We start from the raw sequence: 26,108 nt of genomic DNA, 5'->3' as shown, positions 1-26,108 counted from the left end.
GAGTGCAGCCAACAAAGAAGCAACTTGAAAGATGACGGGTATAAATATAATATATCTTCTCAGCAAGAAATATGAAGTTTATGTATTGGATCAGCGTAACCATGGTTTATCTCAAAAAGTAAATTATGGAAATAGAATTTCTCGTTTTTCTGCTGATCTTCATGAATTTATTGTTGCTGCTAATATAAAGAAAGCATATTTTTGTGGGTGGTCTATGGGATGCTCGGTACTATGGAGCTACATTGACCTTTTCGGATTGGAAGTAATAAAAAAAATAGCATTGATTGATGAACCACCTTCTATTTATTGCCACGCGGATTGGTCAGAGGAAGAAAGAATTAAAGCAGGAGCTTTTACAAGCTCGCCGGAAGCTTTAATAGACGTCTACAGTGGAAAAATTCCCGGGAATAAAATGCTCTTTAATTCTGATATACTTAAATATTATACAACAGAAGGAGCTCCTGCATTTTTCAATTCACAAGCCTTTGCCAATGAATTTGCTCCACAAAGTATAGATGATTTGAAATCAGTACTATTTGAACATATTTTAAATGATTGGCGAGATGTTATTTCCCATAAAATAACCGTTCCTACTTTAATTTTTTCAGGTGAAAACAGCAACTGGATAGAAAGCCAACAATGGATTTCATCTACTGTACCAAAAGGGGAAATTATAATCTATGGTCGGGAAGAACATGGAGATCACTTCTTAGCGCTTAAAGATCCATTAAGATTTTCAAAGGGTCTTTCTGCTTTCTTTTATTAAAAAACAGGAGAAAAGAATGTTTACCGGACTGAGTGCTTTTCCTTTGACACCGCTGTATGACAACAAGGTGGATGAGAAGACATTTATCTCGCTTATTGAAAATCTTGTTGAAGCGGGAGTGGACTCTATCGGCGCACTGGGATCGACGGGTAGCTACGCCTATCTTACATTGCCGGAGCGCGCGCATGTCGCCCGACTGGCTGTTGAACATGCGAACAGTATGCCGGTGATGGTCAGCATTGGAGCGCTGCGTGTAGCGGATATACTCAGCCTTGCTGAAGATGCCCAACACGCGGGTGTTAGCGCAGTAATGCTGGCGCCTGTTTCTTACCAGCGTCCCACACCGGATGAGGTGTATTCGCTCTATGAAGAAGTCAGCCGTCATCTATCCGTACCGCTTTGCGTCTATGATAATCCTGCAACGACAGGTTTTGAATTTAGCGATGAGCTGCTGATTAACATTGCCAGTTTACCGTCTGTCAGCTCGCTCAAACTTGCTCGCTTGCCGCAGGAACTGCCTCTGGCTACACAACAGGTGAATGCGCTTCGTTCCCGCCTTCCCGGCCACGTTTCGCTCGGAATCAGCGGGGACTGGCAAGCGGCGACGGGCCTCTGTGCTGGATGTGATGTCTGGTTCTCCGTCATGGGTGGACTTTTTCCGCGAACTGCACTGGCTATCACTCGCGCAGCAAAGAATAATGATACAAAAACGGTACAGATGTTGTCGGATGCCCTTGAACCTGTTTGGAGGCTCTTCAAAACCTATGGTAGCCTCAGAGTCACCGCAGCAGCCGCTGAGTTACTGGGCAAAGTAACCGCCCCTTGCCTTCCCTTTCCACTCAAGTCATTATCAGGTCAGCCCCGTGATCAACTAGGCGCCATGCTCGAAGATTTAAAAAATCTTATTTAAACCAAATGATGAAAAATATGCTCGCCGGGGATTTTCTTTTCCGGCGAAGAGGCGTCTTTCTTTACGCCATCGTGCTTGTAGATGATACCACTACCTTACCTACGTTATTTAGCTCAATCTATATCACTTGTAGGGAATAGAGTACTCAAAAATGCAGGTAAAGACGAATAATAAAACCTAAGCTATATTGACAAAATTGTAGCTTTAAAGCTACAGTGTATCACATGAATACGATTAAACATTATCTCACTCCCGACGATCGGGATTTGTATATAGAGTTCCTGAAAGGGATTCGTGACCCAATAGCGAAATCAAAAATTTCGTCGCGGGTTAACCGGATGGTCACAGGAAATTTTGGTGATCATAAACCATGCAGAGAAGGTGTCTGGGAGCTTCGTATAGATCAGGCTATTACATGCCTGAAAGATTACTTAAAGAGGTGATTATGGCCAAAGCACGTTTACATGATGATGCGATGGTGCAGCTTCTCCGCGAAGACCCTGAATTTGCGCAGCATTATCTGCATCAGGCTTTTATTGATATGGATGAAGAAGGCGGGCAGGAAGCGTTTCTAATGGCATTGCGCCACGTAGTAGAGGCGCGTGGAGGAATGGCTCAAGTTGCTGAAAAAGCAGGCATTTCTCGTGAGACTCTGTATCGCACACTGTCGCCGAAAGGCAATCCGACACTCAAAACTCTGCGTAGCGTAGTTGCAGCAACAGGATTCCAATTCTCACATATTGCTGCGATAGCTTAGTCTTTGATTGATTGGAATGATAAAATCTGGATGGCGATGATATATACCCTATGGATTTCAAGATGCATCGCGACGGCAAGGGGGAGAATCCCCGGGAACATAGATAACTATGTGACCGGGGTGAACGAGCGCAGCCAACAAAGAGGAAACTTGAGAGATAACGGGTATAAGCAGCAACTTAAGGCTGCTCTTCCCTGTAATCGCCATCTTCTACATCCCGCCAAACTGTCGTGGCGCAGCATCAGAGGTACCATTGGTTTACCCTGTTTTTCCAGATATCCACGAGTGACCTCGAAGTAGGTAAACGTTAATTCAGATTTAACAAAACGCAATTGTATAAGGTGGCTGATTGCATCGTCCACAAAAACTAGAATACGGGTATATACCCAATGGATTTCAAGATGCATCGCGGCGGCAAGGGAACGAATCCCCGGGAGCATAGATAACTATGTGACCGGGGTGAGCGAGTGCAGCCAACAAAGAAGCAACTTGAAAGATGACGGGTATAAGAAAAACGGTGAGACTTTCAATCACATCGGACTGAGTTCCCTTCAAATGATCTACTATTTCAAATAGCTTATTTACCCTATTGATGAATTAACAAATATCAAGCACAAGAATATAGAAAAATACATAAAGCGAAATGAGGTTTGAGAAAAAAATAAGAAACTAAGAGCCTATCTCAATAGACGTAATTGTTGCAGGCCATTCTTATCAATGAACAGTGAACACGGACAGCGCGGAAAAACCGGAGCGTACACGTAGTACGTGAGGATTTTGAGCACTGCCCAAGTTCGCTCTTTATGGCAAAGAAGGGCAAATAAAATAGCCCTATTGAGATAGGCAGTAACTATGTCGTTAAATGAACACATAAATATCTGCAAATTTATATGACTTTAAAGAACTTATTTAAATTAATTTATACCCGTAATCATTGAAGATGCTTGATTTTATCCGAAATGGAGATCATGTAGTAGTTCAAACCTGATCTGACAGTCGCCCACTTTGATTCAGTGCCTGTCAGATTAAATTTGGGTTAGATTTTTTTCCGCCCAGATTAATTTTCCCTCCAATAATGTTTCTATTGGCGTGCGACCACAACACATTTTTCCTTGATGAGTACGATAATGGTTGTAATTATTTATCCAGATCCTTTTGTAGCTCACTGAGTGAGCTATACAGTTTCTTTCTGAATGTGATCTGATAAAACTCGTTCAAAATCGTTTTATGGAAACATTCTCCTCAACAATTTGGTTATACTCGCTCGCGGTGGAATCTTTCCTTTTTTATATTTAAAATCAAAGGATTATTTAATATCCAGCCCTCAATCAGCACACTTTACCGATTCTTCCGAAAAAATTCGATTGTCTGGCGGCAAGCCGCTCCAACATTGAATATTCCCGATCCCGAATATGATGAAAAAATGGCACGTATTACCGAAGCATTAGAGCACGTATCAGAAAAGCATCCTGTCGTTTATGAAGATGAAGTCGATATCCATTTTAATCCTAAAATTGGGGCTGACTGGTATGTTAAAGGACAGCAAAAACGGATCGTCACGCCCGGAAAAAATCAAAAATATTATTTGGCAGGGGTAGTGACCGGGTAGCTGCGATAACCGCCAACTTTTAAGCGGCCACTTCAATGGGTAATCCTGCAATGAAAGGGAACGAGTGGGAACAATTCCGGTGGTGGCTAAACACTACCTGCAAGGTTACGCGATGTTTTAACAAAAAGGAAAGGGCATAAAGCCCCTTTTTTATTGACGCTCCTTATTTATCGCTATACATTGTATAACAATAAATAAGGAGGCGGATATGAACAAAAACCTGACAAAAGCAATTCGGTTGAATGACGAAGATTTTCACCTGTTTGAATCCTACGCGAACGGCAAAGGGATAACATTCAGCGAATTGTGCAAAAGTGCAGTAAGGGAAAAAATCGAGGACGAGTTAGATTTACAACTCGCCACTGAAAGCTATGAGGACTATCTCAGTGATAAAACAACAATCAGCCATGACGAACTGTTTAAATCTGTTTGAGGTGGTGAGGCATGACACGCTACCGGACAGAGTACACAAAGCGGTTTGTCAAAGAGTTTAAGAAAATCGACGCGGTACACCAGAGAGTTATCCAGAAGTACATAGAGACGCATATTAACAACGCGGTGAATCCCCGCCTGATGGGTAAAATCCTGAAAGGTGATAAAGCCGAATTTATCCGCTGGCGCATCGGAGATTACCGTCTCATTGCCACGATAGAAGATGAAAAGCTGCTGGTCATTGCATTGAGCGTTGGACACCGCAAAGACGTGTACAAGAAATTTTAATCGGAAAGGGGCATACCAAATTTAAACCCGATAGAGCGATTATGGAAGGTCATGAATGAACAGGTTCGAAATAACCGTTATTTCGCGGATAAACATGAATTTCGAGACAACGTCTTCAAATTTTTCACCACAACGCTACCGGATATAGCGGACTCGCTGATGTCTAGAATTAACGACCATTTTCAGGTGCTAAAAACTGCATCTTGAAGTTTCTTGGGTATATACCCTATGGATTTCAAGATACATCGCGACGGCAAGGGAGTGAATCCCCGGGAGCATAGATAACGATGTGACCGGGGTGAGCGAGTGCAGCCAACAAAGAAGCAACTTGAAGGATAACGGGTATAGATTATATTTTTGTCATATCAGCAAAAAACTTCTACATTTACTGCTCTTTTTTATTGCAATTTATCTCATGATAATAAAACCTTTATGAATTAAATATTACATGAGGTTTATTATGTCTGTTCCTGCATTTGGATTAGGTACTTTTCACAACGCGGAATGAAATGAGAGGAAACGTTATGAGCATAGTTAAATACAAACGAAGTGAATTGCCACCTTTGACTGAAACACGGAAATCTGAACTTAATGTGCTGTCTGACAAGCCTGATAATGACATTGATTACAATGATATCGCACCACTGGACAACACTTGCTGGAAAAAAACTGTACGGGGCGATTCTATTACCCGATAAAAACATAAACTTCGGTCATATTAAGACTAAAGCAATCTCATATTGCTATATTACTGCCAATAACAACAAGAATCGGCCTTGCCTTCGCCAGGCGTGAGTTTCAATTTTACACAGCCCTTCATTGATACGCTGACAATGTGTTTCCACTAACCGGCAACCTTGCAATAGTCGATCACTCTCATAACCATTTTCGCACTACCACTCCAGAAGGAAATCCCTCGACACTCACACTAAATAATACATTTTTTTTACCACACCAAAAGGCTTACACAATCTGAAAACCACACACAAAGACATTACGTGATTGTATGAGAACTACCGACTGATTTTATACAGACACCTTATCGGAAAATGCTTTATACAATGAATTTCAAGGTAAAAACACGAGATTATCAACAGTGATTGATATTTTAGATGAGCTGAATCGCGATGGTACGTTAAGTTTAAAAATACATGATATGACAAATTATTACCCTGATAGCAATATTTATTTGATTATCTAATAGCGTATATTTCAGGATGCACATGTCATTATTTTCATCATCTTGTTGATGTTTTTCACTTCTTCTCTACTCTTTTTTATAGGTATGAAAACTCCTAACTCTCATCAAAAATGCGGCGATATCTATTGTCAATTTATTCCCTACCAATATGAGGTTCTATTATGTCTAATGATAAAACAGGAAAACCACTAAAGCAGGGAAACAGCGAAAGAGATCTCGATATACGTGACCGAAACTATTTCCGAAAACTGGCCCTATTCGATGATACTGTTGTAGTCGGTGCAGAAATGATCGGCACTGGTTATGATGTTTTTGGTAAGTACTGCAACGTAGGAAGTTGTATTAACTCGCTTTTCGATGAACAAAAAGTCAACGCAAGTGAAGATAACTTCAAGAAGATCACCATCCTCGGAAAGACTCTAAAAGTCCCCCGTTATGTCGATTGTTATAGTGCCGGAGATTTGAAATATACCAATGCATCAGGAGAATCAATTGAGTCATATCAAAGCAGTATTTCCAGTAAAAGCCGCATTAAAGGTAACTACATATTCTTTAGCGCATCATTGGGTGTCGATTTCGCCACAGACAGCCTGACAGCTTCTGAAAATGCATTTTCCCGCATTCAATATACTTATGGCCTCTATGTACTCAAAGGTTCAGCGGAAGCGTTAAAAGAGTTTCTTAAAGAAAGTGTTAAAACGGCCCTTGATAAGGCAGATACCGAGGAGGATATGGATGACCTCTTTAATACCTGGGGCTCTCACTTTCTTAGCGGCGTGGTTATGGGTGGCTGCGCACAATATTCATCATCTACGGACAAATATACTTCGAATCTAACAAACACTCTTGACGTGGTTGCAGCAGCCTCATTCGCGGGCTTTGTCGGTCTCTCTGTTAGTACAAAGAATTCACTTAAGGAAGACATAAAGAAATTTCGTTCAGCATCCAGCACGAAAACCCACTCCATTGGCGGTAATCTGTCTCAATTTGATCCTTTCGGTGGCGCGACAAACGCAGAGCAAGCTTCATTAGAAGCAATAGCCGCAGCAAAAAAAGCATTTGATAATTGGAAAACCAGTGTTCCTAGTGCCCCTGAATTAGTTAACTTTACAGACTCCAAACCACTGACGGGGATTTGGGAACTATGTACAACATCAGTACAAAAGAAGAAACTTAAAACATATTTCGAAACCGTCTGGGGACCAAGAGAGTCAGCTAAGCGGCAACTGCATGCAGATTATATTGACGAAATCATTATTTCAAAAGCACCTATCCCTGAAAATTATATATTAGCAGGAGGATGTGCTTATCCTGGCTGGCTGGGCGGAACGAATAGTCTAAGCACTCCCTATATTTATCTGTGTTACCACAGGGTGTCATTCAACTCGATTATCGACAATGAACAACGTCATAAATGTGTTAGCGATATGAAGGTAATAGCAGAGGAAGGCATTAACCCAGAAAGCGAAGAAAGCGAAGAAAGCGAAGAAAGCGAAGAAGGCTGGATTAAAATTCCGCAGGATATAAACTGGGGAATGGGTACAAAAAAAATCTATCTATGTTATCGACAAGAAGAATACAACCATGAGAAAGCAATAACAGACATTATTACTATTTATGATTCTTATCCTCCAGTTACTCTTCCACCTTACGGATATCAGGTGGTTCGCGGCGAACAGAATTCAAACGGTAATGTTAATGAGGGATGGACCACTGCATGGAGTATTTATATAGCCACTACTCGTGGTGTAGATAAGTGATTGAATCTTCATGTTAATATATAGGTTGTCTAAATATAGTCCTATTGCAAGCAGCAATACAAGTTAGACTTTCCCTAGTACACCAGAGCTAAACACTAGGATAATGCCGTGACCAAATGATTTTTTAACAATCTTAAAAGGAACGAGTTAGAGAACGTATCTGCCTGCAAGACTTGCAACTTTATCAGTGCTAATGTTTTCAATTGCATTGAAATATTTTACAACCGAGCCTGGAGGCCTTGGAATGGGCCTCTCGTTACGTGGGCAGTTCAGCAAGTAAGTTTACGGTTGCGGGATTGGACATGCTCGTGATTTAAACGCCGCAACCAATATTCACCTTGAGGGGTTGCGAATACTCTCAGTCGAATAATATGTTTATGGTGATAGGGAATACCAACACGTTAAACGTTACTACCAATAACAACAAGAATCGCCTTATTTTCGCCAAGTGTGAGTTTCAATTACCCTTTTTCATGCCCCCAGTTTCCGCCGCTGAAAGAACTTCCGGCTGCTCAATAGGGAAAACGGGTAGAGCCTGCAATAATCTTGGGCCATACCTTTTGCTCAGTAAGCGCCTGTCATAAATCACCACATCACCATAACATTCATGGCTACGGATAAGTCTTCCTACTTGCTGAATAAGGCTAAAAGAAGCACTTGGTAAACTCTGCACTTCAAAAGGATAACGTTTAAGTGATTTCAACCACTCGCTTTCAGTAATAATGACCGGATTATTCACCGGCGGAAATGAGATTTTTTGAATGTGAACTTGGGACAGATAATCTCCCTTTAAATCCAGCCCTTCCGCAAAAGATTGTAATCCAATCAGTACACTACATTGCCCTTCATTAATACGCTGGCAATGTGTTTCCACTAACCGATAACGTGGCTGATCCCCTTGCACAAGTAACATCAGGCGTAAATCCGTTACATAAGAGAGAAAGATATCCATCGCCCTCTGACTGCTGAACAAAACCAACATGCCTTTATGTTGCTGCCTCAGCAATTGAGCTCTGAAATAACACGCCATCTCTTGTAAATGAGCAGTTTCATTGTGCAGTGTCGGCTCCAATGACATTTTGGGGATAACCAGTTTGCCCTGCCGTACATGATCAAAAGGTGATGACAATGCGACAAAACGGTCCCCGGCTTTTTCAGTTAACCCGGTCAATTCCTGAATACGAGAAAAACTATTCAGAGAACGAAGCGTTGCCGATGTCACGACCACATGAGGAATGCTACGCCAAAGCAGTTGATTAAGCTGTTCACTAACTCGGATGCCGGCACAATGGAAATAGAGGTGCGATTGATTTTTCTCATCACGGCGTCTAAGCCATTTTGATATCGGTGCACTGGATGACTCTTCCAACGCTGCTAAACGCCACAACTTAGTCATATTTTCAAAATATCCAAGCGTGCGACTGGTATGCAAAATAGACCGATGCAATCTGATAATATCCTGTTTAGCCGTCCGCTCAGTCAAATCATTCAGTATCGCTTCTGCCAAACCTCGTAAACCGTCGGTCAATTTAAATAGCTGCTGACAACAAAGTAGCAAGTTATCCGGTAATTTGCCCCGCTCAAACAGATACTCATCGACTTCATTCTTTTCAGGTAAAAACGCCTGAGTGATAATTGCGAGCTCTCTAAAGCATTCCCGTAGTTTTTCGCTGTGTTCATTAAGGCGACTGGCATTCGCTAAGCGTGGTGGCTTTGCCGGATGGAATTGCACCAGATATTGCTCAACATGACGAACAAAAGTATCCAATTGACCATTAAGTTGAAACAGGGTGATTTCCCCTTCAACTTCCAGAGAATCCCTGGCAACATCCGGTATATGGTGCCCTTCGTCGAGTACCAATAACAAATTTTTAGCGTCAGGGAGTACCGATTCACTCTCCAATGCCGCCATCACTAACGCATGGTTAGCGACCACCACATCGACATTTTCGATCTCACGGCGAGCAATAAAAAATGGACAACGATGATAATACTGGCAGTTACGTCCCAGACAATTTGCTTTATCCGTACTCACTTTCCCCCACAAAGCATCGGACAAAGCCAATTTATGGTGATCACGTAACCCATCCCAAGCAAAAGTTGTGTAATCACTACGCAACCGACGGCACAATTCCCGCTCTTCACTACTGGCAAGCTCTGTTTTGTCCTCAACCAAAAACATAAGATCGATCTGCTCACTCTCGGTCGCACAGATAGCGTCAAGATTGCGTGGGCAAACATAGCGACCACGACCAAAAGCACCGGTAAATTTCAGATCGGGAATAATTTTACGCAACAGAGGAAGGTCTTTACTGTAAATCTGATCTTGTAAAGCGACATTCGCCGTACTCACGACCAATGGCTTACTTTCCGCTCTGCTGATAGCAATCCCAGGTAGCAGGTAAGAAAGGGTTTTACCGATTCCCGTTGGTGCCTCAATAACCAAATGACGACCTTCCTGATCCGCAAGCGTTTTTGCAACTTCGGCAATCATCTGCCGCTGCGGAGCACGAGAAATAAAACCATCAATATGTTGAGGTAATATCTTATACCACTGACTTATCTGATTTTTTATTGAATTGGAAAGTGCCATTGGATTCTACTGCTATGAAATCGGAGCGCTATTGTCCCACAGAGCAAAAATGAAATCAGCTTTATGTCGAGGCGACAGTCAACTCGTTTGTTAAATTGGTGAGCACCTTGCCAGCTATTCAGAACGCTATATACTTCTTATTTTCTACAACATACTTCCTATTTTCTACAACACCTGAGAACAATAATGAAAAAGCTCCTTATCATTTTCATCGCTATCTTTGCATTTGGTTCAATTGGCGGCGTATTCTTGGCGGGCCTTAATATGTATACCCGCTCAACCACACCGATAGAATCACTAACCAGCCAACAACCAGAAACCACCACAGCACCGGTACAACAACAATAACGGGCCGTGGCATTATTTTATCTTTGTATCAAGTGAGAGATCCCATGAATAACGCATACTTTGTCACTCCACAATGGCTAAAAGATCATCTTGATGATAAGAATCTCGTCATCCTTGATGCAACCGCCCCACCACCACCTCAACAGATTGATTGTCATAAACTTTGGCTGGATACCCATATCCCCGGCGCCCAATTTTTTGATTTAGACAAAATTGCCAATCATCAAAGTGGATTACCTCACATGCTGCCCGATCCGCAAACTTTTAGTCAGGCTGTTGGCGCAATGGGGATCAGTGAAAATCATTTAGTCGTGATTTATGACCAAGGCAATATGTTCTCTGCCCCTCGTGCATGGTGGACATTTAAGATATTCGGTAGCTACAACGTCCGTATTCTTGATGGCGGTTTACAAGACTGGCAACAGGCAGGATTTCCAACAGAATCAGGTGAAGTGAAATGCAATCACCAAATCTTTAGTACCGATTTCAATGCCGACAAAGTGAAATCACTGGAACAAATTCTGGATGCGCTAAATGATCAACAAACCCAAATTGTCGATGCTAGAGCAACAGATCGCTTTCAAGCTAAAGCACCAGAACCGCGTCCCGGATTAAGAATGGGCCATATTCCTGGCAGTAAAAACGTTCCGTGGACAATGTTGGTAGAGAATGGCCACTTTAAATCAGAAACTGAAATGACCGATATTTTCCATAAGCAAGGCGTCGATTTAAACAAACCGGTTATCACCAGTTGTGGATCGGGTATGACTGCTGCCGTTTTAGTATTGGGTTTAGATATCATCGGTAAGAAAGATGTTTATTTATATGATGGATCATGGGCTGAATGGGGAGCAGACAATACCCTACCACTTGAAAAATAATTAAATACCATAGGGCATATTCACGCTATGCCCTTTAATTATTTAACATAATCAAATAGCATCCAATCAAATAAGTTCCATATCGTTATATACCCGTCGTCTTTCAAGTTGCTTCTTTGTTGGCTGCACTCACTCACCCCGGTCACATAGTTATCTATGCTCTCGGGGATTCGCTCCCTTGCCGCCGCGATCCATCTTGAAATCCATAGGGTATATTTCATAATCCTATCTATTAACTTCTCAATAAAGATTATTATTTATCAATCAAAATCACATAAAATAATCAAACCAACATATTTATAAATTTAAATATTATTATTATCAACTTAAAATTCAACTCTGTTTTTTATTTGAAAATAAGATTAAGATATTACTCCAACAGGGATTACATTTAGAGTAAATACATAAGGAGACCAGCACCAAAATGGGTTTAAAACCCATTGATTTTTATCTGGAATATTACCTTATTTCACGATTTACCACAAAGAAATAAAAATCAAACACCCCGATGCAATGGGTTATAAAAAAGTTGAATATTGATACTTTTACCAGAGCATAATATCAAAATTTATATTATAAAAATGGAGAGTAAAAATGACTATTTCGCTTACAGATCAAAGAATAAATCTCGCACTCAGCTTTATCAGTGGCGCAGGGAGTATAATAACTGAAAAACCAGAGCCGACTATGGTTGCAGAAGATATTCAAACATCATTGGAACAGAGCAGAGTGACAGCTAACAGATTTTCTATTATTTGGGGCCCTGCCATTTTTCGCGTTGATAACGGAAAAAACACCAAGGATAATAAGGATGACCACGTTTTATTCATTGTAAAAAATCGCAAGATTCCCCATGATTATCGCATCGTTATCCGAGGATCATGGTCTGATGTTAACTGGCAAGTTGAAAATTTTGCTGTACATGAAACAGTAAACTGGTCACTTTGGGATCAAAATATACCCGAAGAGTTTAAAGATGCTAAGATTTCTTATGGAACCCATGTAGCATTAAACTATATTGTTAATCAAGTAAAAAGTAACAATATCCCTGGTTATGGAGAATCACTCATTGAAGCAATTAATAAAATTGCTTCAGAAAAAGGCATACATAATATTACCATCACCGGGCACAGTTTGGGTGGTATTCTCGCGTCTACCCTTGGATTATATTTAAAACGCTTATACCTTAATAAAGGGAACAATAATATTCGTATTCATGTTTGCTCTTTTGCTAACCCAAATACCGGTAATGACGTTTTTGCCTCTTACATTAAATCTGTTTTCAACCACCCGTCAGCAACTAGCTATAAGAGCCATTTTTTAAGGATATATAATCGTAAAGATGTTATTTCCCTCATTTGGAATCTGGATGGATTAGCAAAAATCCCAACTATCTATGAACCATTAATTAAATTAGATGAGAAACTAATTGACAGATTTAAAAATATTGTTCTTCTCGTGCAAAATAAAGGTTACACCAAACTCACACCAGATTTACCTTTTACAGCACCTATTGCAGAACTGGATCTCAATAAGCAAGTGGTTTTTCAACATATTAAAGCCTATGCCAACCAATATGGCATGAATTTAGTGGAAGTTAATGACGGTACTCAACCCCCTATTGATGATATTGTGGTTATTAATAGTAATCTATCTCAAGATATCGTCGCTTATTTCTTACGGATACCTCTGCCTGATAACAATATTAATATCTCATAAATTTATTATATTTTATCTCAATTCAATGGAGCCTTATCGCAAAGGCTCCATTAAATTAAAATTATTTAAACATAATAATAAGATCACTTTTATATATATCATTTAGAATATCACCAATTTATAATTATTCCCAAAAATATTATTCACAGAGATAATCTCAAAGATATTTACATATCACTACCATTAAGTAATATATATAATCACAAAAGATAGCAATAATATTAACATGTAATTATTCAATATATAACCCCAATCATTTACTTTTAATTTATAAATAAATAATTTATATTTTTGTTAAATTAAATAATATCAAAAAACCCATGTACTTATTTGACAGATTTGAAAGTTATCATTAACTTTAAGTTAAATTCTGTTTTTATCCAAATGGAAGAGCAAAAGAATTAAATCTTGATATTTAAACCAATATACCCTACGGATTTCAAGATGCATCGCGGCGGCAAGGGAGCGAATCCCCGGGAGCATAGATAACTATGTGACCGGGGTGAGAGAGTGCAGCCAACAAAGAAGCAACTTGAAAGATAACGGGTATACCTCACATTAACACTGATTATATGAAACAATAGGGAGTAAAAATGACTATTTCTCGTGAAGATCAAAAAATAAATCTCGCACTCAGCTTTATTATTAACTCTGGAGGTATAAAAACGAGCAAACCAGAACCGGGCATTGTTTCGGAAAATATCCAAAAATCATTGGAAAGCAGTAAAGCAACAGCAAATAAATTCACTATCATCTGGGGCCCCGCGGTGTTTCGCGTTGACGACGTTAATGTGAAAAAAAGCGTTATAGATAAAAAGGACGATCATGTTCTATTCATTGTGCAAAATCGCCATGACCCAAATGACTATCGCGTGGTTATTCGGGGATCATGGTCCGATATTAACTGGCTTAATGAAGATATTATTGTCTGTAAAACTCAAGATTGGGCACGATGGGATTCAAGATCACCTGAAAATGCCAAGATAGCCTACGGAACTGACATGGCATTAGGCTATATTATTAATCAAATGAAAAGCAACAATCCTCCGGGTTATGGAGAATCGCTTATTGATGCGATCGATAAAATTGCCCTGAAAGAAGGGATACAAAATATTACTATCACAGGACACAGTTTGGGAGGTGTACTATCTTCTACCATTGGTTTATATCTAAAGAGACGATATCTTGACAAAGGAAACAATAATATTCGGATTAATGTTTGTGCTTTTGCAGGCCCAACTGCTGGTAATGATGCTTTCGCATCTTACTCCGAATCTATTTTCAATGACATATCAGTAGCCGGTTATAAAAGTAATCTCCTGAGAATTCATAATAGCATAGATGTGGTTCCCCTGGCCTGGCATATAAAAGGTTTGGAGGAAGTTAAAGCTATCTATCCCGTGTTAACTGTCACAATTAATGGTCTTATCCTTTCTGTCCTTGATAAGAATTACACGCAAATTTTCCCAGATTTCCCTATTCATTCACAGATTCCAATCTCACCAATAACATCGTTTGACGATTTACTGGCTAATATTGGCAATCAACATACTCATGCCTATACCAAAGAGTATGATATGAGTTTCATCACCATTGATGATAATTCAAATATACCGACTGATTACGATATTGTTGTAGTTAATGATAGCCTATCCGAAAGTATTGTTGATCTCTTCAAGTTTCTAACCAAAGATAAAATCAATATTACATAATATTATTATGTATAAATATAAATGGAACCTTTATTATATTAAAGGTTCCATTCATTGCAATAAATGACTTTCCATAAGCAGCATTATATACAAAATAAATTATATAATCTTTCAACGAGGTAATGATATTTTTTTGGAATTATTTAGCATATGATTTTTATCACCTATCTTTAATTTCATAATAAATAATTTACATATTACCAAATAAAATAATATTAAAAAATCCTCTTCACACATTTGACAGATTCAAAATTCATTATTAACTTTAAATTTAACTATATTTTTTATTTAAACGAAAGACTCACTCACACACAAAAAAACCAAACCCTTGATATGTTAGCCAAAACATCAGATCAACATTTACCAGATGAAAAATGGAGAGTAAAAATGGTTATATCTTGTGAAGATCAAAAATTAAATCTCGCGTTAAGCCTTATTATTAACTCTGGAGAAATTAACGGCGAACCAGACGAAATAGAAACCATTAAATCTGATATTAATAAATCACTTAAAAGCAGTAAGACAACGGCAGATAAATTCTCTATCGTTTGGGGACCGAAGGCGTTCAATATTAAGGAAAAACACCACGAAAAAAAATATGATCACGTTGTCATGATTGTGAAAAATAAAGATAATCCAAATGATTATCGCCTTGTTATTCGAGGAACCTGGTCTAAGATTAATGCGATTGATGAAGATCTCTGTGTATTTAAAACTGTAGACTGGTCAAATTGGGATACAGATATCCCTCAAGAATTTAAAGGCGCTAAGATCTCCTACGGAACAGACTTAGCATTAAACACGCTTATTAATGGCAAACCTATTAATGAGGATACCGACTCACTATCGCTAATCGAGGCTCTTCAAAAAATTATCGCAGAAGAAGAGAAAGATAAGATACTGAATATTACTGTCACGGGGCACAGTTTAGGCGGTTTACTCGCTTCTACCATCGGTTTATATCTTAAAAAGCGCTACATCAACAACAACAATATACGTATTCACGCTTGCTCCTTCGCAGGCCCAACTGCCGGCAATGATATTTTCGCCTCCTATTCTGACGCTGTTTTTAAAGGAACATTAAGCCCTAACGTTTATGAAAGTAATTTTCTGAGAATTCATAATAACCATGATATCATTCCCTTAGCATGGGCTATCAAAGACTTGAATAAAATTCAGGATATCTATCCACATATAGAAATAAAATTACTTGTTGATGCTGTTATTCTTTTTGTCCTCGATAAAAATTACACCCAGCTCTTTCCAGATTGCTCTTTTACTATTACAAAGACTCTAGGCACCATTGACAGCTTATCTAATATGATAGGTTATCAACATATCGATGCATATCCCGAAGGCTATGGCATGAGTTTCATTCGAACTGAGAATGCTCCAGTGACGCCGACTGATCACGATATCGTTGTGGTTAATGATAGCCTATCCGAAAGGATTATTGATCTCTTCAAGTCTCTAACCAAAGGTAAAATCGATATTACATAACGTTATCTTATTATGTATATATTTGATTTAAATGGAGCCTTTATTAAAGGCTCTATTAATTGCAATAAATTATTTTTCCCTGCCTATCACTAATTACAGCAATTCACTATCACTCACTTTTGTAGATACCAATATAAATTATTTTCCATAGCTACATCCTTCACGTTATCACTACCAATGCTAATATAATCTTACAAAGGCATAGCATAATTTTTGTCACTTATTTTAAAGTTCATAATAGATAATTTATTTTGTTAAATAAAATAACTTTAAAAAATTATATACTCTCATTTAACAGATTTAAAGATTATTATTAACTTTGATTCTGTTGTTTAAATAAAAACCCAAAGTATTGATCATTGGTGTTTAAGCTAATACATCAGATCAACATTCATTATATTAAAAATTGGAAACAAAAATGACAATTTCTCTTGAAGATCAAAAAATAAATCTCGCGTTAGGCTTTATTATTAACTCGGGGAGTATAATAACCTATCAACCAGAACCGGCTATCGTTTCAGAAAATATTCAAAAATCATTAGCAAGTAGTAAAGCGACAGCAAATAGATTCTCTATCATTTGGGGACCTGCTGTTTTTCGTGTCGGTAGTGTTAATAATAAAACAAGCGTTACAGATAAAAAAGATGATCACGTTTTATTCATTGTAAAAGATCTCAAAAATCCAAATGATTATCGAATCGTTATTCGTGGTTCATGGTCCATGACGAACTGGTTTGATGAGAATTTCAATGTAGGCACAACTGAAAACTGGTCAATTTGGGATTCAAAAGCCCCTAAAGATGCTAAAATTTCAAAAGGAACCCATATAACTTTAGACTATATTATCAACCAAATAAAAAGCAATAACCCTCCTGGTTATGGAGAATCATTGATTGAGGCAATTGATAAAATTGCTCTGGAAGAAGGAATACATAACATTATTCTTACAGGGCATAGTTTAGGCGGTGTGATGGCCTCTACGCTTGGTCTGTATTTAAAGAGACGTTATATTGATAAAGGAAACAATAATATTCGTATTCATGTTTCCTCCTTTGCTGCCCCAACTGCCGGTAATGATGTTTTTGCATCCTATAGTGAATCTGTTTTTAATGGAACATTACTATCTAGCTATGAAAGTCATTTTCTCCGGGTCCATAATCGTAAAGATATCGTTACCCTAGCCTGGAGCGTAAAAGGATTAGAAGAAATTAAAGTTCTCTATCCATTATCAACTTTAATCGTTAACGGTTTTATCTCAGTGGTGAAAGATAAGAATTACACTCAACTTACGCCAGATTTACCTTTTACCGCACCTGATTTAAAACCTTCGCAAGGTTTTATTGAAAAACTCGTCTCTCAACACCTTGATGCTTATGCCAAAGAGTATGGCATGAGTTTTACTGTAGTTAATGATCGTGCTAATCCACCGACTGATTATGATATTGTTATCATTAACGATGGTCAATCTCGCAATATTAGAGAACTTTTCTCATCTATTATTCAAGATGAAGATAATATCCGATAATTTCATCGTATTGCCTCTTGCTTTAATTTAAACCAAATGGAACCTTGATTAAAGGTTCCATTCTTTTCCCAACGTGCCCAGATCATTCATAATAACCATTATCACATCAATTAAAATTTTTTTGACAAAGATATCACAGAATGGTAATAAAATTAATTATCATCTGACTTTTTGTAAAAAACATTACAAAAGGAGACTAAAATGGAACCCAAAAAGCTAGAAACCAAAAGATTAATATTACATCCTTTAAAAAGTAAGGATTATATACAAATTCAAAAGATCTTTCCTCAGTGGAAAATTGTTCGCTATCTTACAGCAAGCACCCCGTGGCCCTACCCAGATAATGGTGCCTTGGAATATATAAATAAGATCGCGCTACCATCAATGGCGAAAGGAAATGCATGGTTTTGGACTATCAGAAGGAAGGATGAACCATCAATAATAATAGGAATGATATCGCTATATGATCAAGAAAATAATAATAGAGGTTTCTGGCTAGACCCACAATGGCATGGAAACGGATTTATGACCGAAGCGGTTAAAATAGTTACCGACTTTTGGTTTAATACCCTAAATCGCAACGTACTCAGAGCGCCTAAATCCAGTAATAATATTGCTTCAAGGAAGATATCAATTAAAAGTGGTATGCGATTAATAAGACTAGAGAATAAAGACTTTGTTAGCGGAAGAATGCCCTCGGAAATATGGGAAATAACTCGTGATGAGTGGAATAGAAATAACTAACTACCATCGCAACGGCAAGGGAACGAATCCCCGGGAGCATAGAGAACTCTGTGACCGGGGTGAGTGAGTGCAGCCAACAAAGAGGCAACTTGAAAGATAACGGGTATATACCCAATAGATTTCAAGATGCATCGCGACGGCAAGGGAGAGAATCCCCGGGAACATAGATAACTATGTGACCGGGGTGAACGAGTGCAGCCAACAAAGAGGCAGCTTGAAAGATGACGGGTATATCATACCAAAGAGATCACATGCGCTATATCAGCAGATGTTTTTAACTTTCTTATCTCTTCAAACAGCATTGTTGCTTCTTCATATTCTTTACGCAAATAACCAAGCCACTGTTTAATCCGAGCAACATGATATTGCCCGGTATCACCCTGCTTTTCCAATCGGATATATTTTTGCAATAGTTGAACAACGTCCTGCCAGCACATTTTTGGTTCGTTATATTTCACCACTCGGCTCAAATTAGGAACGTGAAGCGCACCCCGCCCAATCATGACCGCATCGCAGCCTGTCACACTCTGGCAATTCTGCGCACTTTGCCAATCCCAAATTTCACCGTTAGCGATAACCGGAATAGAGAGACGTTGACGAATTTCACCAATCGCTTGCCAGTTAATACGCTCCGCTCGGTAACCATCCTCTTTGGTTCGCCCATGAACTGTCATTTCCGTCGCACCCGCCTGTTGTACCGCATCGGCAATTTCAAATTGCCGATCACCGCTATCCCAACCCAAGCGAACCTTAACCGTCACAGGCAAATGAGCAGGTACCGCTTCACGTATCGCTTTCGCTCCCTGATAAATCAGTTCAGGATCTTTTAGCAACGTTGCTCCGCCACCGCTACCATTGACTGTTTTTGATGGACAACCGCAATTTAAATCAACCCCATAGGATCCTAATTCAATCGCTCGTGCCGCATTTTCCGCCAGCCACTGTGGATATTGACCCAAAAGCTGAATCCGTACCAATGTGCCGGATGGTGTCCGGCTTTGGTTACGTAATTCAGGACAAAGTCGATAAAAAGATTTTACCGGCAACAGGCTATCGACAACCCGTAAAAATTCCGTAATGCACAAATCGTACTCATTGATTTCACTCAGAAGTTCCCTAACCAAAGAGTCCAGCACACCTTCCATCGGAGCCAGTAAAACCCGCATCGATTAACCTCTGACGTTAGGCGATTTATGGGATACATCATGACTGCTGCTACGCTGACGCGAAGGTGCCCCAGAACGGCGATGGCTATTTTTCTGCCGATTATCGCCACGTGCCTGACGACCATTTTGGATAGGTTCAGCCTTGATCGTTGGATCTGGCTCATAGCCGGGAATTGCCATGCGGGAAATCTCCCGCTTTAACAAACGTTCAATATCTTTCAACAGTTTGTGCTCATCAACACAGACCAGAGAAAGTGCCTGCCCTGTTGCATCTGCTCGACCAGTACGACCAATACGATGAACATAATCTTCAGCGACATTAGGCAATTCAAAATTCACCACATAAGGCAGTTGATCAATGTCCAAACCACGGGCAGCAATATCTGTCGCTACCAGCACTCTGATCCGGCCATCTTTAAAATCAGCCAGTGCACGGGTTCTCGCCCCTTGACTTTTGTTGCCATGAATAGCAGAAGCCGTTACACCATCTTTATTTAACTGTTCCGCCAAGCGGTTCGCGCCATGTTTGGTTCGGGTAAATACCAGAACTTGCTGCCAGTTACGGCTGCCGATCAAGAAAGAGAGCAGCTCACCTTTACGCTTTTTATCGACAAAGTGAACAAGCTGTTCAATCTGTTCAGAAGCAGAGTTACGACGCGCAACTTCAACACTGACGGGATCACGCAATAACTTATTGGCTAAATTTTTGATATCGTCAGAGAAAGTCGCAGAAAACAGTAAATTTTGCCGTTTCGGGGGTAATTTATTCAGCACTCGGCGAATATCATGAATAAACCCCATATCCAGCATCCGGTCAGCTTCATCCAATACCAAAATTTCTACCCGGGATAAATCAACCGCATTTTGATGTTCAAGATCCAGTAACCGCCCTGGTGTAGCGACTAAAATATCCACACCACCCCGCAATTTCATCATCTGAGGGTTAATACTGACACCGCCAAAAACAACCAGAGAGCGCAGCCTGAGGTATTTGCTGTAGTCGCGTACATTTTCACCCACTTGAGCAGCCAATTCACGGGTTGGGGTCAGGATTAATGCTCTGATTGGTCGGCGCCCTTTCATCTGAATAGGGGAATCATTTAACCGTTGCAGCATGGGTAAGGTAAAACCCGCGGTTTTACCTGTGCCTGTTTGAGCACTCGCTAATAAATCTTTACCTGCCAATACAACAGGAATTGCCTGTTGTTGGATTGGCGTCGGCGCCGAATAACCCTGCTCTTCAACGGCACGCAAAATATCAGCACTTAAGCCAAGTGATTTAAAATTCATAAATAAGAAATGCTCCAGACTTCACCATTCCTGAACGCTATTCAGGGGCAGTTTTATGGGAAGAAAATCAGACGTGGTAAATACCACAAAGGAAAAAACACAAACTGCAATGCTCCATATCTCGACTATTATACCAGATATACTTTCTGATGATGCAACTAAAACGATAGCTATTTACCCGGTAATTTTCATGATCCATAACATTTTTATGCAATTTACATTGATTTACTATAAGTATAGAGTTAACCAATGATTGATATTTTGTTTAAGTCTTTTGATTATTTGCAACAGGATTCATGTCGATGTCAGTCAACAACACCCAAACCGCCAGAGGCGAACAAGCCAAACAACAGCTACTCGAAGCAGCCCTTGAAATTTTCGGTAAATCAGGACTGACCGGTGCAACGACGAGGGAAATTGCATTACATGCTCAACAAAACATTGCCGCCATAGCTTATTATTTTGGCTCTAAAGAGGGACTTTATCAGGCTGTTGCCCAGTATATTACTGACACAATTAAGACTGAGTTCACTCATCTTTTTAAAAAAATTGATGATTTTTTTTCATCATCAGCACCGTACTCAGCAGAAAATATATTGAGGATGATTCATGAAGGATTCCTTGGAATTAACCGCCTGATGATTGAAAAAGAGAGTATTAATATCAGCCGGATAATGGCCAGAGAACAACTTGCACCAACGAATGCTTATACCCTAATCCATGAGCAAGCACTCATACCTCTTCATAGCAGATTAAATAAACTGATTGCCAGCTATATCGGCGCCGATGAACATCAGCTCTCTACCATGCTACACACTCATGCTTTAATGGGAGAAGTTCTCACTTTCCGCATGGCGAGGGAAACGTTATTACGTCAGACAGGCTGGAATAATATCGGGCCCGAAGAATATAAATTGATTGATCAGATCCTTATCCAGCATATCGATTTATTACTGAATGGACTGAAAAAACATAATCCGAATAAATAAAATAACAGGGAATATCATGTACAACAAAAAACTCACTCTGGCAATATTGGTGACCGCGATTATTCTTAGTGCCATTTTAGGAAGTTACTATTATCAAGGTAAAAATGATAAAACTTTGACCCTCTATGGCAATGTAGATATACGTACTGTTAATCTTAGTTTCCGAGTTGGTGGTAAACTCGCTAGTCTACAAGTTGATGAAGGCGAGTCCATTGCGGCCAATCAAGTCATCGGCCAACTGGACAACGGGCCATTTATTAACGCCCTCAATAAAGCGAAAGCCACTCGTGATAGTACTAAAGCACGTTTAGCCATGATGGAAGAGGGTTATCGCACCGAAGAAATTGCCCAAGTCCGTTCGGAAGTTGCACAACGCGAAGCTGCCTGGCATTTCGCTAATAGTTTCTTCAAACGCCAACAAGGCTTGTGGCAAAGCAAAGTTATTTCGGCCAACGAATTAGATGATGCTAAAACGAATCACAATCAAGCATTAGCGGCTTTACAAGCCGCTAAAGATAAACTGAACCAGTTCGAAACCGGTTATCGTAAAGAAGAAATTGCAGAAGCTAAAGGCCAGCTTGCTCAAGCCGAAGCGGCTGTTGCTCAGGCTGAATTGGACTTACAAGATACTCAACTGACTTCCCCCTCATCCGGTACTATCCTGACCCGCGCCATTGAACCGGGCACTATGCTGTCAGCCGGCAATACGGTGTTTACCCTTTCTCTAACTGACCCTGTTTGGGTAAGAGCCTATATCGGTGAAAGCTATCTCGGACAAGCAACGCCCGGACGTGAAATTTTACTCTATACCGATAGCCGTAAAGATAAACCTTATCACGGCAAAATTGGCTTTGTTTCACCCACCGCCGAATTTACACCAAAGAATGTAGAGACCCCCGATCTACGTACTGATCTCGTCTATCGGTTACGCATTATTGTCACCGACCCGGATGATGCCCTGCGTCAAGGTATGCCCGTTACTCTGCATTTTTCTGATTCAGATAAATAAGGGGCTGTCATGAGCAGCTCTGCATATACGATAAGGTTAGAAAAAGTCGAAAAAACTTTTCCCGGCCTGAATAATCCTGCGGTATCTAGCCTGACCGCAGAGATCTACGGTGGCTCCGTTACTGGCCTTGTAGGCCCAGATGGAGCAGGAAAAACGACACTGATACGCATGCTAGCGGGTTTACTGAAACCCGATAGCGGTTCTATTGAAATAATGGGGCTTGATCCGATAAAAGATGGCGTACAAGTGCGTTTTGAACTGGGCTATATGCCCCAGAAATTTGGCCTGTATGAAGATTTAACCGTATTAGAAAACCTGAATCTGTATGCAGATCTGCGGGGCGTACTGGGTGACGAGCGTAAAAGAACCTATGAGCAACTCCTTACGTTTACTGATCTGACCCGTTTTACCGGGCGACTGGCGGGCAAACTTTCAGGCGGCATGAAGCAAAAACTGGGGCTTGCCTGTACTCTGCTTGGCAAACCCAAAGTTCTGCTGCTGGACGAACCCGGCGTTGGCGTTGACCCGATAGCCCGCCGTGAACTCTGGCGGATGGTTCACGAACTGGCTGATGATGGCATGCTAATCCTCTGGAGTACTTCTTATCTGGATGAAGCTGAACAGTGTCGTGATGTGCTGTTACTTAATCAAGGAAAACTGCTCTACAGCGGACAACCACAACAACTGACCCAAAAGATGTCCGGGCGTTCTTTTTTGCTTGGCGCCAAACAGGATTCCCGTAGAAAAATGCTGCAACACGCTCTTACCTTGCCACAAGTCACAGATGGCGTGATTCAGGGGAAATATGTTCGTCTTATTCTCAAACCTGATGCCTCTCCGCAAGAATTACTTAACCAGCTTAAGCTACCTGATGCTGAAATCGTTAAAGCCGTTCCCCGCTTTGAAGATGCTTTTATCGATTTACTCGGTGGGGGTTCCACCCGCTATTCGGAACTGGCAGAGATCATGCCACGGATTGCTGCTAACCCGACAGAAACAGTGATTGAAGCGCAGGATTTAACCAAAAAATTTGGCGATTTTGCGGCCACTGACCATGTTGATTTTCAGGTGAAACGTGGAGAAATCTTTGGTCTGCTTGGCCCGAACGGTGCCGGTAAATCCACCACGTTTAAAATGATGTGCGGGCTCACGGTGCCGACTGGTGGTAAGGCGCTGGTATTGGGAATGGATCTGAAAACCAGCTCCGGGAAAGCCCGCCAACATTTGGGTTATATGGCGCAGAAATTTTCTCTGTATGGCAACCTGACCATTGAACAGAACCTGAAATTCTTTTCCGGCATTTACGGCCTGCAAGGGCGCAAACAAAAAGCAAAAATTGATGGCATGATCGACGCTTTCAATCTCAAATCCGTTTTACATCAAACCACCGACCAATTGCCTCTGGGATATAAACAGCGTCTTGCTCTTTCCTGCGCACTGATGCATGAGCCAGATATTTTGTTCCTGGACGAGCCAACTTCGGGGGTTGATCCGCAGATACGACGCGAATTCTGGCTACATATCAACGGCATGGTAGATAAAGGCGTTACCGTTATGGTGACCACCCACTTTATGGATGAAGCAGAATATTGTGACCGAATAGGGTTGGTATTCCGCGGTAAATTGATTGCCGCCGGAACGCCTGATGAGTTGAAACAATTGGTTGCTACTGATGAAAATCCTGACCCATCAATGGAACAGGCATTTATTGATCTGGTCGTTAATTATGATGAGGAGCTACAATAATGAGTAGCCCAAAGCAACATGCTCCACAGCAAGCTGTCCGCTTCTCTTGGTGGCGATTGAAAGCACTTTGTGTAAAAGAGACAAAACAGATCTTACGTGATCCCACCAGCGGATTAATTTCTATTGTCATTCCATTGATTCTGCTGTTTATCTTTGGTTACGGTATTAATCTCGACTCCAGTACCGTCCGCCTTGGTATTCTGGTAGAACAGCAAAGTGAAGATGCTCGTGAATTAATACAGGCTTTTGCCGGTTCTCCCTATATTGAACCCAAAATCAGCGATAATCGTCAGCAATTAATTAATATGATGCAATCAGGAGAAATACGTGGACTGGTTGTCATTCCTGTTAATTTCGATGCGCAACTTGCCCGCCCTGATGGTAAAGCACAAATTCAGGTCATTACTGACGGCAGTGAACCCAATACAGCAAGTTTTGTACAAAATTATGCTAAAGGAGTGTGGCAGATTTGGCTACAGCAAAGAGGGCAAGATCAGGGGAACGCTGTTAATCCGTTAATTGATATGCAGGTTCGTTATTGGTTCAATCCGGCAACAATTAGCCAGCATTTCATCATTCCCGGCGCAATAACCATTATCATCACCGTGGTTGGGGCCATTCTGACATCATTGGTGGTTGCCCGTGAATGGGAACGCGGTACGATGGAAGCCCTGCTTTCTACTCAAATTACCCGCACCGAATTACTGCTTTCTAAACTCTTGCCTTATCAAGTGCTTGGATCATTCTCCATGCTGCTCTGTATGCTGGTGGCAGTATTTGTGCTGGATGTCCCCTACCGAGGCTCGTTATGGATATTGTCTGCAATCACCAGCCTTTACCTGGCGACGGCCCTTGGTATCGGGCTTTTGATCTCTACGGTGACACGCAACCAATTTAATGCCGCAATGATAGCGCTGAATGTCGCTTTTCTGCCTGCGATTATGCTTTCCGGCTTCATCTTTGAAATAAATAGCATGCCTGCCTTTATTCAGGTAGTGACCTATTTCATTCCGGCTCGTTATTTTGTCAGTAGTTTGCATACGCTCTTTCTGGCTGGAAATATCAGCACGGTACTGGTGATAAATCTATTATTACTGATCGCCTCCGCTATTGTGTTTATTGGCCTGACAGCATGGAAAACCCAGCGGCGTCTGGATTAAGAA

The 26,108-nt window shown here is 40.5% G+C and carries 23 protein-coding genes and 3 pseudogenes; 21 read left to right on the top strand and 5 right to left on the bottom strand.

What is annotated here, in order from left to right:
- The first annotated feature begins 31 nt into the window (after positions 1-31).
- The 4 genes from SLS51_RS05355 to SLS51_RS05345 all read left to right on the top strand — a co-directional run bounded on the left by SLS51_RS05355 (position 32) and on the right by SLS51_RS05345 (position 2,433).
- Positions 32-766, top strand: a complete 735-nt coding sequence (locus SLS51_RS05355; RefSeq protein ID WP_323836213.1) for an alpha/beta fold hydrolase — start codon at positions 32-34, stop codon at positions 764-766.
- 16 nt (positions 767-782) lie between these two features.
- Positions 783-1,676 (top strand): dihydrodipicolinate synthase family protein, encoded by an 894-nt coding sequence (locus tag SLS51_RS05350; protein ID WP_323836211.1) that lies wholly within the window; start codon positions 783-785, stop codon positions 1,674-1,676.
- Between the two features lie 224 nt (positions 1,677-1,900).
- On the top strand, positions 1,901-2,119 hold the full coding sequence (locus SLS51_RS24605) for a hypothetical protein (RefSeq protein ID WP_439126848.1): 219 nt from the start codon (positions 1,901-1,903) through the stop codon (positions 2,117-2,119).
- A 2-nt stretch (positions 2,120-2,121) separates the two neighbouring features.
- Positions 2,122-2,433, top strand: a complete 312-nt coding sequence (locus tag SLS51_RS05345) for an addiction module antidote protein (protein ID WP_323836209.1) — start codon at positions 2,122-2,124, stop codon at positions 2,431-2,433.
- Between the two features lie 107 nt (positions 2,434-2,540).
- Here SLS51_RS05345 and SLS51_RS05340 read toward each other — a convergent pair whose 3' ends face one another.
- Both SLS51_RS05340 and SLS51_RS05335 read right to left on the bottom strand, forming a co-directional pair.
- Entirely contained in the window at positions 2,541-2,873 is a 333-nt protein-coding gene (locus SLS51_RS05340; RefSeq protein WP_323836358.1) for a hypothetical protein, read from the bottom strand.
- 585 nt (positions 2,874-3,458) lie between these two features.
- Positions 3,459-3,672 (bottom strand): annotated as a pseudogene (locus SLS51_RS05335) (IS481 family transposase); the annotation flags it as partial.
- Between the two features lie 121 nt (positions 3,673-3,793).
- Between SLS51_RS05335 and SLS51_RS24600 the strand changes: the two are divergent.
- The 6 genes and pseudogenes from SLS51_RS24600 to SLS51_RS05305 all read left to right on the top strand — a co-directional run.
- Positions 3,794-4,033 (top strand): annotated as a pseudogene (locus tag SLS51_RS24600) (IS630 family transposase); the annotation flags it as partial.
- A gap of 217 nt (positions 4,034-4,250) precedes the next feature.
- Entirely contained in the window at positions 4,251-4,475 is a 225-nt protein-coding gene (gene relB / locus SLS51_RS05325; protein WP_083451967.1) for a type II toxin-antitoxin system RelB family antitoxin, read from the top strand.
- Positions 4,476-4,486: 11 nt separating this feature from the next.
- Positions 4,487-4,762, top strand: coding sequence for a type II toxin-antitoxin system RelE family toxin (locus SLS51_RS05320; protein ID WP_054481487.1), 276 nt, complete (start codon positions 4,487-4,489; stop codon positions 4,760-4,762).
- A gap of 15 nt (positions 4,763-4,777) precedes the next feature.
- Positions 4,778-4,969: pseudogene (locus SLS51_RS05315) on the top strand (transposase); the annotation flags it as partial.
- 317 nt (positions 4,970-5,286) lie between these two features.
- Positions 5,287-5,460, top strand: coding sequence for a hypothetical protein (locus SLS51_RS05310; RefSeq protein ID WP_323836207.1), 174 nt, complete (start codon positions 5,287-5,289; stop codon positions 5,458-5,460).
- A gap of 664 nt (positions 5,461-6,124) precedes the next feature.
- Positions 6,125-7,723, top strand: a complete 1,599-nt coding sequence (locus tag SLS51_RS05305) for an MAC/perforin domain-containing protein (protein WP_323836205.1) — start codon at positions 6,125-6,127, stop codon at positions 7,721-7,723.
- Between the two features lie 457 nt (positions 7,724-8,180).
- Here the strand turns inward: SLS51_RS05305 and dinG are convergent, their stop codons facing one another.
- Entirely contained in the window at positions 8,181-10,316 is a 2,136-nt protein-coding gene (dinG, locus tag SLS51_RS05300) for an ATP-dependent DNA helicase DinG (RefSeq protein WP_323836203.1), read from the bottom strand.
- A 186-nt stretch (positions 10,317-10,502) separates the two neighbouring features.
- On the opposite strand from dinG, the gene SLS51_RS05295 reads away from it, so the two are divergent.
- The 7 genes from SLS51_RS05295 to SLS51_RS05265 all read left to right on the top strand — a co-directional run bounded on the left by SLS51_RS05295 (position 10,503) and on the right by SLS51_RS05265 (position 18,745).
- A complete protein-coding gene (locus SLS51_RS05295; protein WP_164488463.1) occupies positions 10,503-10,664 on the top strand; it encodes a hypothetical protein in 162 nt (53 codons plus the stop codon).
- A 44-nt stretch (positions 10,665-10,708) separates the two neighbouring features.
- On the top strand, positions 10,709-11,545 hold the full coding sequence (gene sseA, locus SLS51_RS05290) for a 3-mercaptopyruvate sulfurtransferase (protein ID WP_323836201.1): 837 nt from the start codon (positions 10,709-10,711) through the stop codon (positions 11,543-11,545).
- Between the two features lie 594 nt (positions 11,546-12,139).
- On the top strand, positions 12,140-13,264 hold the full coding sequence (locus SLS51_RS05285) for a lipase family protein (RefSeq protein ID WP_323836199.1): 1,125 nt from the start codon (positions 12,140-12,142) through the stop codon (positions 13,262-13,264).
- Between the two features lie 593 nt (positions 13,265-13,857).
- On the top strand, positions 13,858-14,976 hold the full coding sequence (locus SLS51_RS05280; RefSeq protein ID WP_323836197.1) for a lipase family protein: 1,119 nt from the start codon (positions 13,858-13,860) through the stop codon (positions 14,974-14,976).
- Positions 14,977-15,309: 333 nt separating this feature from the next.
- On the top strand, positions 15,310-16,476 hold the full coding sequence (locus SLS51_RS05275; RefSeq protein WP_323836195.1) for a lipase family protein: 1,167 nt from the start codon (positions 15,310-15,312) through the stop codon (positions 16,474-16,476).
- A gap of 418 nt (positions 16,477-16,894) precedes the next feature.
- Positions 16,895-18,001: a lipase family protein gene (locus SLS51_RS05270; protein ID WP_323836193.1), complete on the top strand. Its 1,107-nt coding sequence runs from the start codon at positions 16,895-16,897 to the stop codon at positions 17,999-18,001.
- 201 nt (positions 18,002-18,202) lie between these two features.
- Positions 18,203-18,745, top strand: a complete 543-nt coding sequence (locus SLS51_RS05265) for a GNAT family N-acetyltransferase (RefSeq protein ID WP_323836191.1) — start codon at positions 18,203-18,205, stop codon at positions 18,743-18,745.
- 233 nt (positions 18,746-18,978) lie between these two features.
- Here the strand turns inward: SLS51_RS05265 and dusC are convergent, their stop codons facing one another.
- Both dusC and rhlE read right to left on the bottom strand, forming a co-directional pair.
- Positions 18,979-19,911 (bottom strand): tRNA dihydrouridine(16) synthase DusC, encoded by a 933-nt coding sequence (gene dusC / locus SLS51_RS05260; RefSeq protein WP_109791421.1) that lies wholly within the window; start codon positions 19,909-19,911, stop codon positions 18,979-18,981.
- 3 nt (positions 19,912-19,914) lie between these two features.
- Entirely contained in the window at positions 19,915-21,201 is a 1,287-nt protein-coding gene (rhlE, locus tag SLS51_RS05255) for an ATP-dependent RNA helicase RhlE (RefSeq protein WP_323836188.1), read from the bottom strand.
- 302 nt (positions 21,202-21,503) lie between these two features.
- On the opposite strand from rhlE, the gene SLS51_RS05250 reads away from it, so the two are divergent.
- From SLS51_RS05250 to SLS51_RS05235, 4 genes are read left to right on the top strand one after another with little or no spacing between them, the layout of a single operon-like run.
- A complete protein-coding gene (locus SLS51_RS05250; protein WP_323836186.1) occupies positions 21,504-22,190 on the top strand; it encodes a transcriptional regulator in 687 nt (228 codons plus the stop codon).
- Positions 22,191-22,206: 16 nt separating this feature from the next.
- Positions 22,207-23,199: a secretion protein HlyD gene (gene hlyD, locus SLS51_RS05245; RefSeq protein ID WP_323836184.1), complete on the top strand. Its 993-nt coding sequence runs from the start codon at positions 22,207-22,209 to the stop codon at positions 23,197-23,199.
- 9 nt (positions 23,200-23,208) lie between these two features.
- Complete coding sequence (locus tag SLS51_RS05240; RefSeq protein ID WP_323836182.1) at positions 23,209-24,945, top strand: ATP-binding cassette domain-containing protein; 1,737 nt, start codon at positions 23,209-23,211, stop codon at positions 24,943-24,945.
- A complete protein-coding gene (locus SLS51_RS05235; RefSeq protein WP_323836180.1) occupies positions 24,945-26,105 on the top strand; it encodes an ABC transporter permease in 1,161 nt (386 codons plus the stop codon). Before SLS51_RS05240 ends, SLS51_RS05235 begins: the two co-directional genes overlap by 1 nt.
- The last annotated feature ends 3 nt before the right edge of the window (positions 26,106-26,108 follow it).

Source organism: Photorhabdus africana, from assembly GCF_035181445.1.
In the GTDB taxonomy this organism is placed as follows: domain Bacteria; phylum Pseudomonadota; class Gammaproteobacteria; order Enterobacterales; family Enterobacteriaceae; genus Photorhabdus; species Photorhabdus laumondii.
Note: the sequence above shows the minus strand (reverse complement) of the source record. Positions and strands in the feature narration are given on the sequence as shown.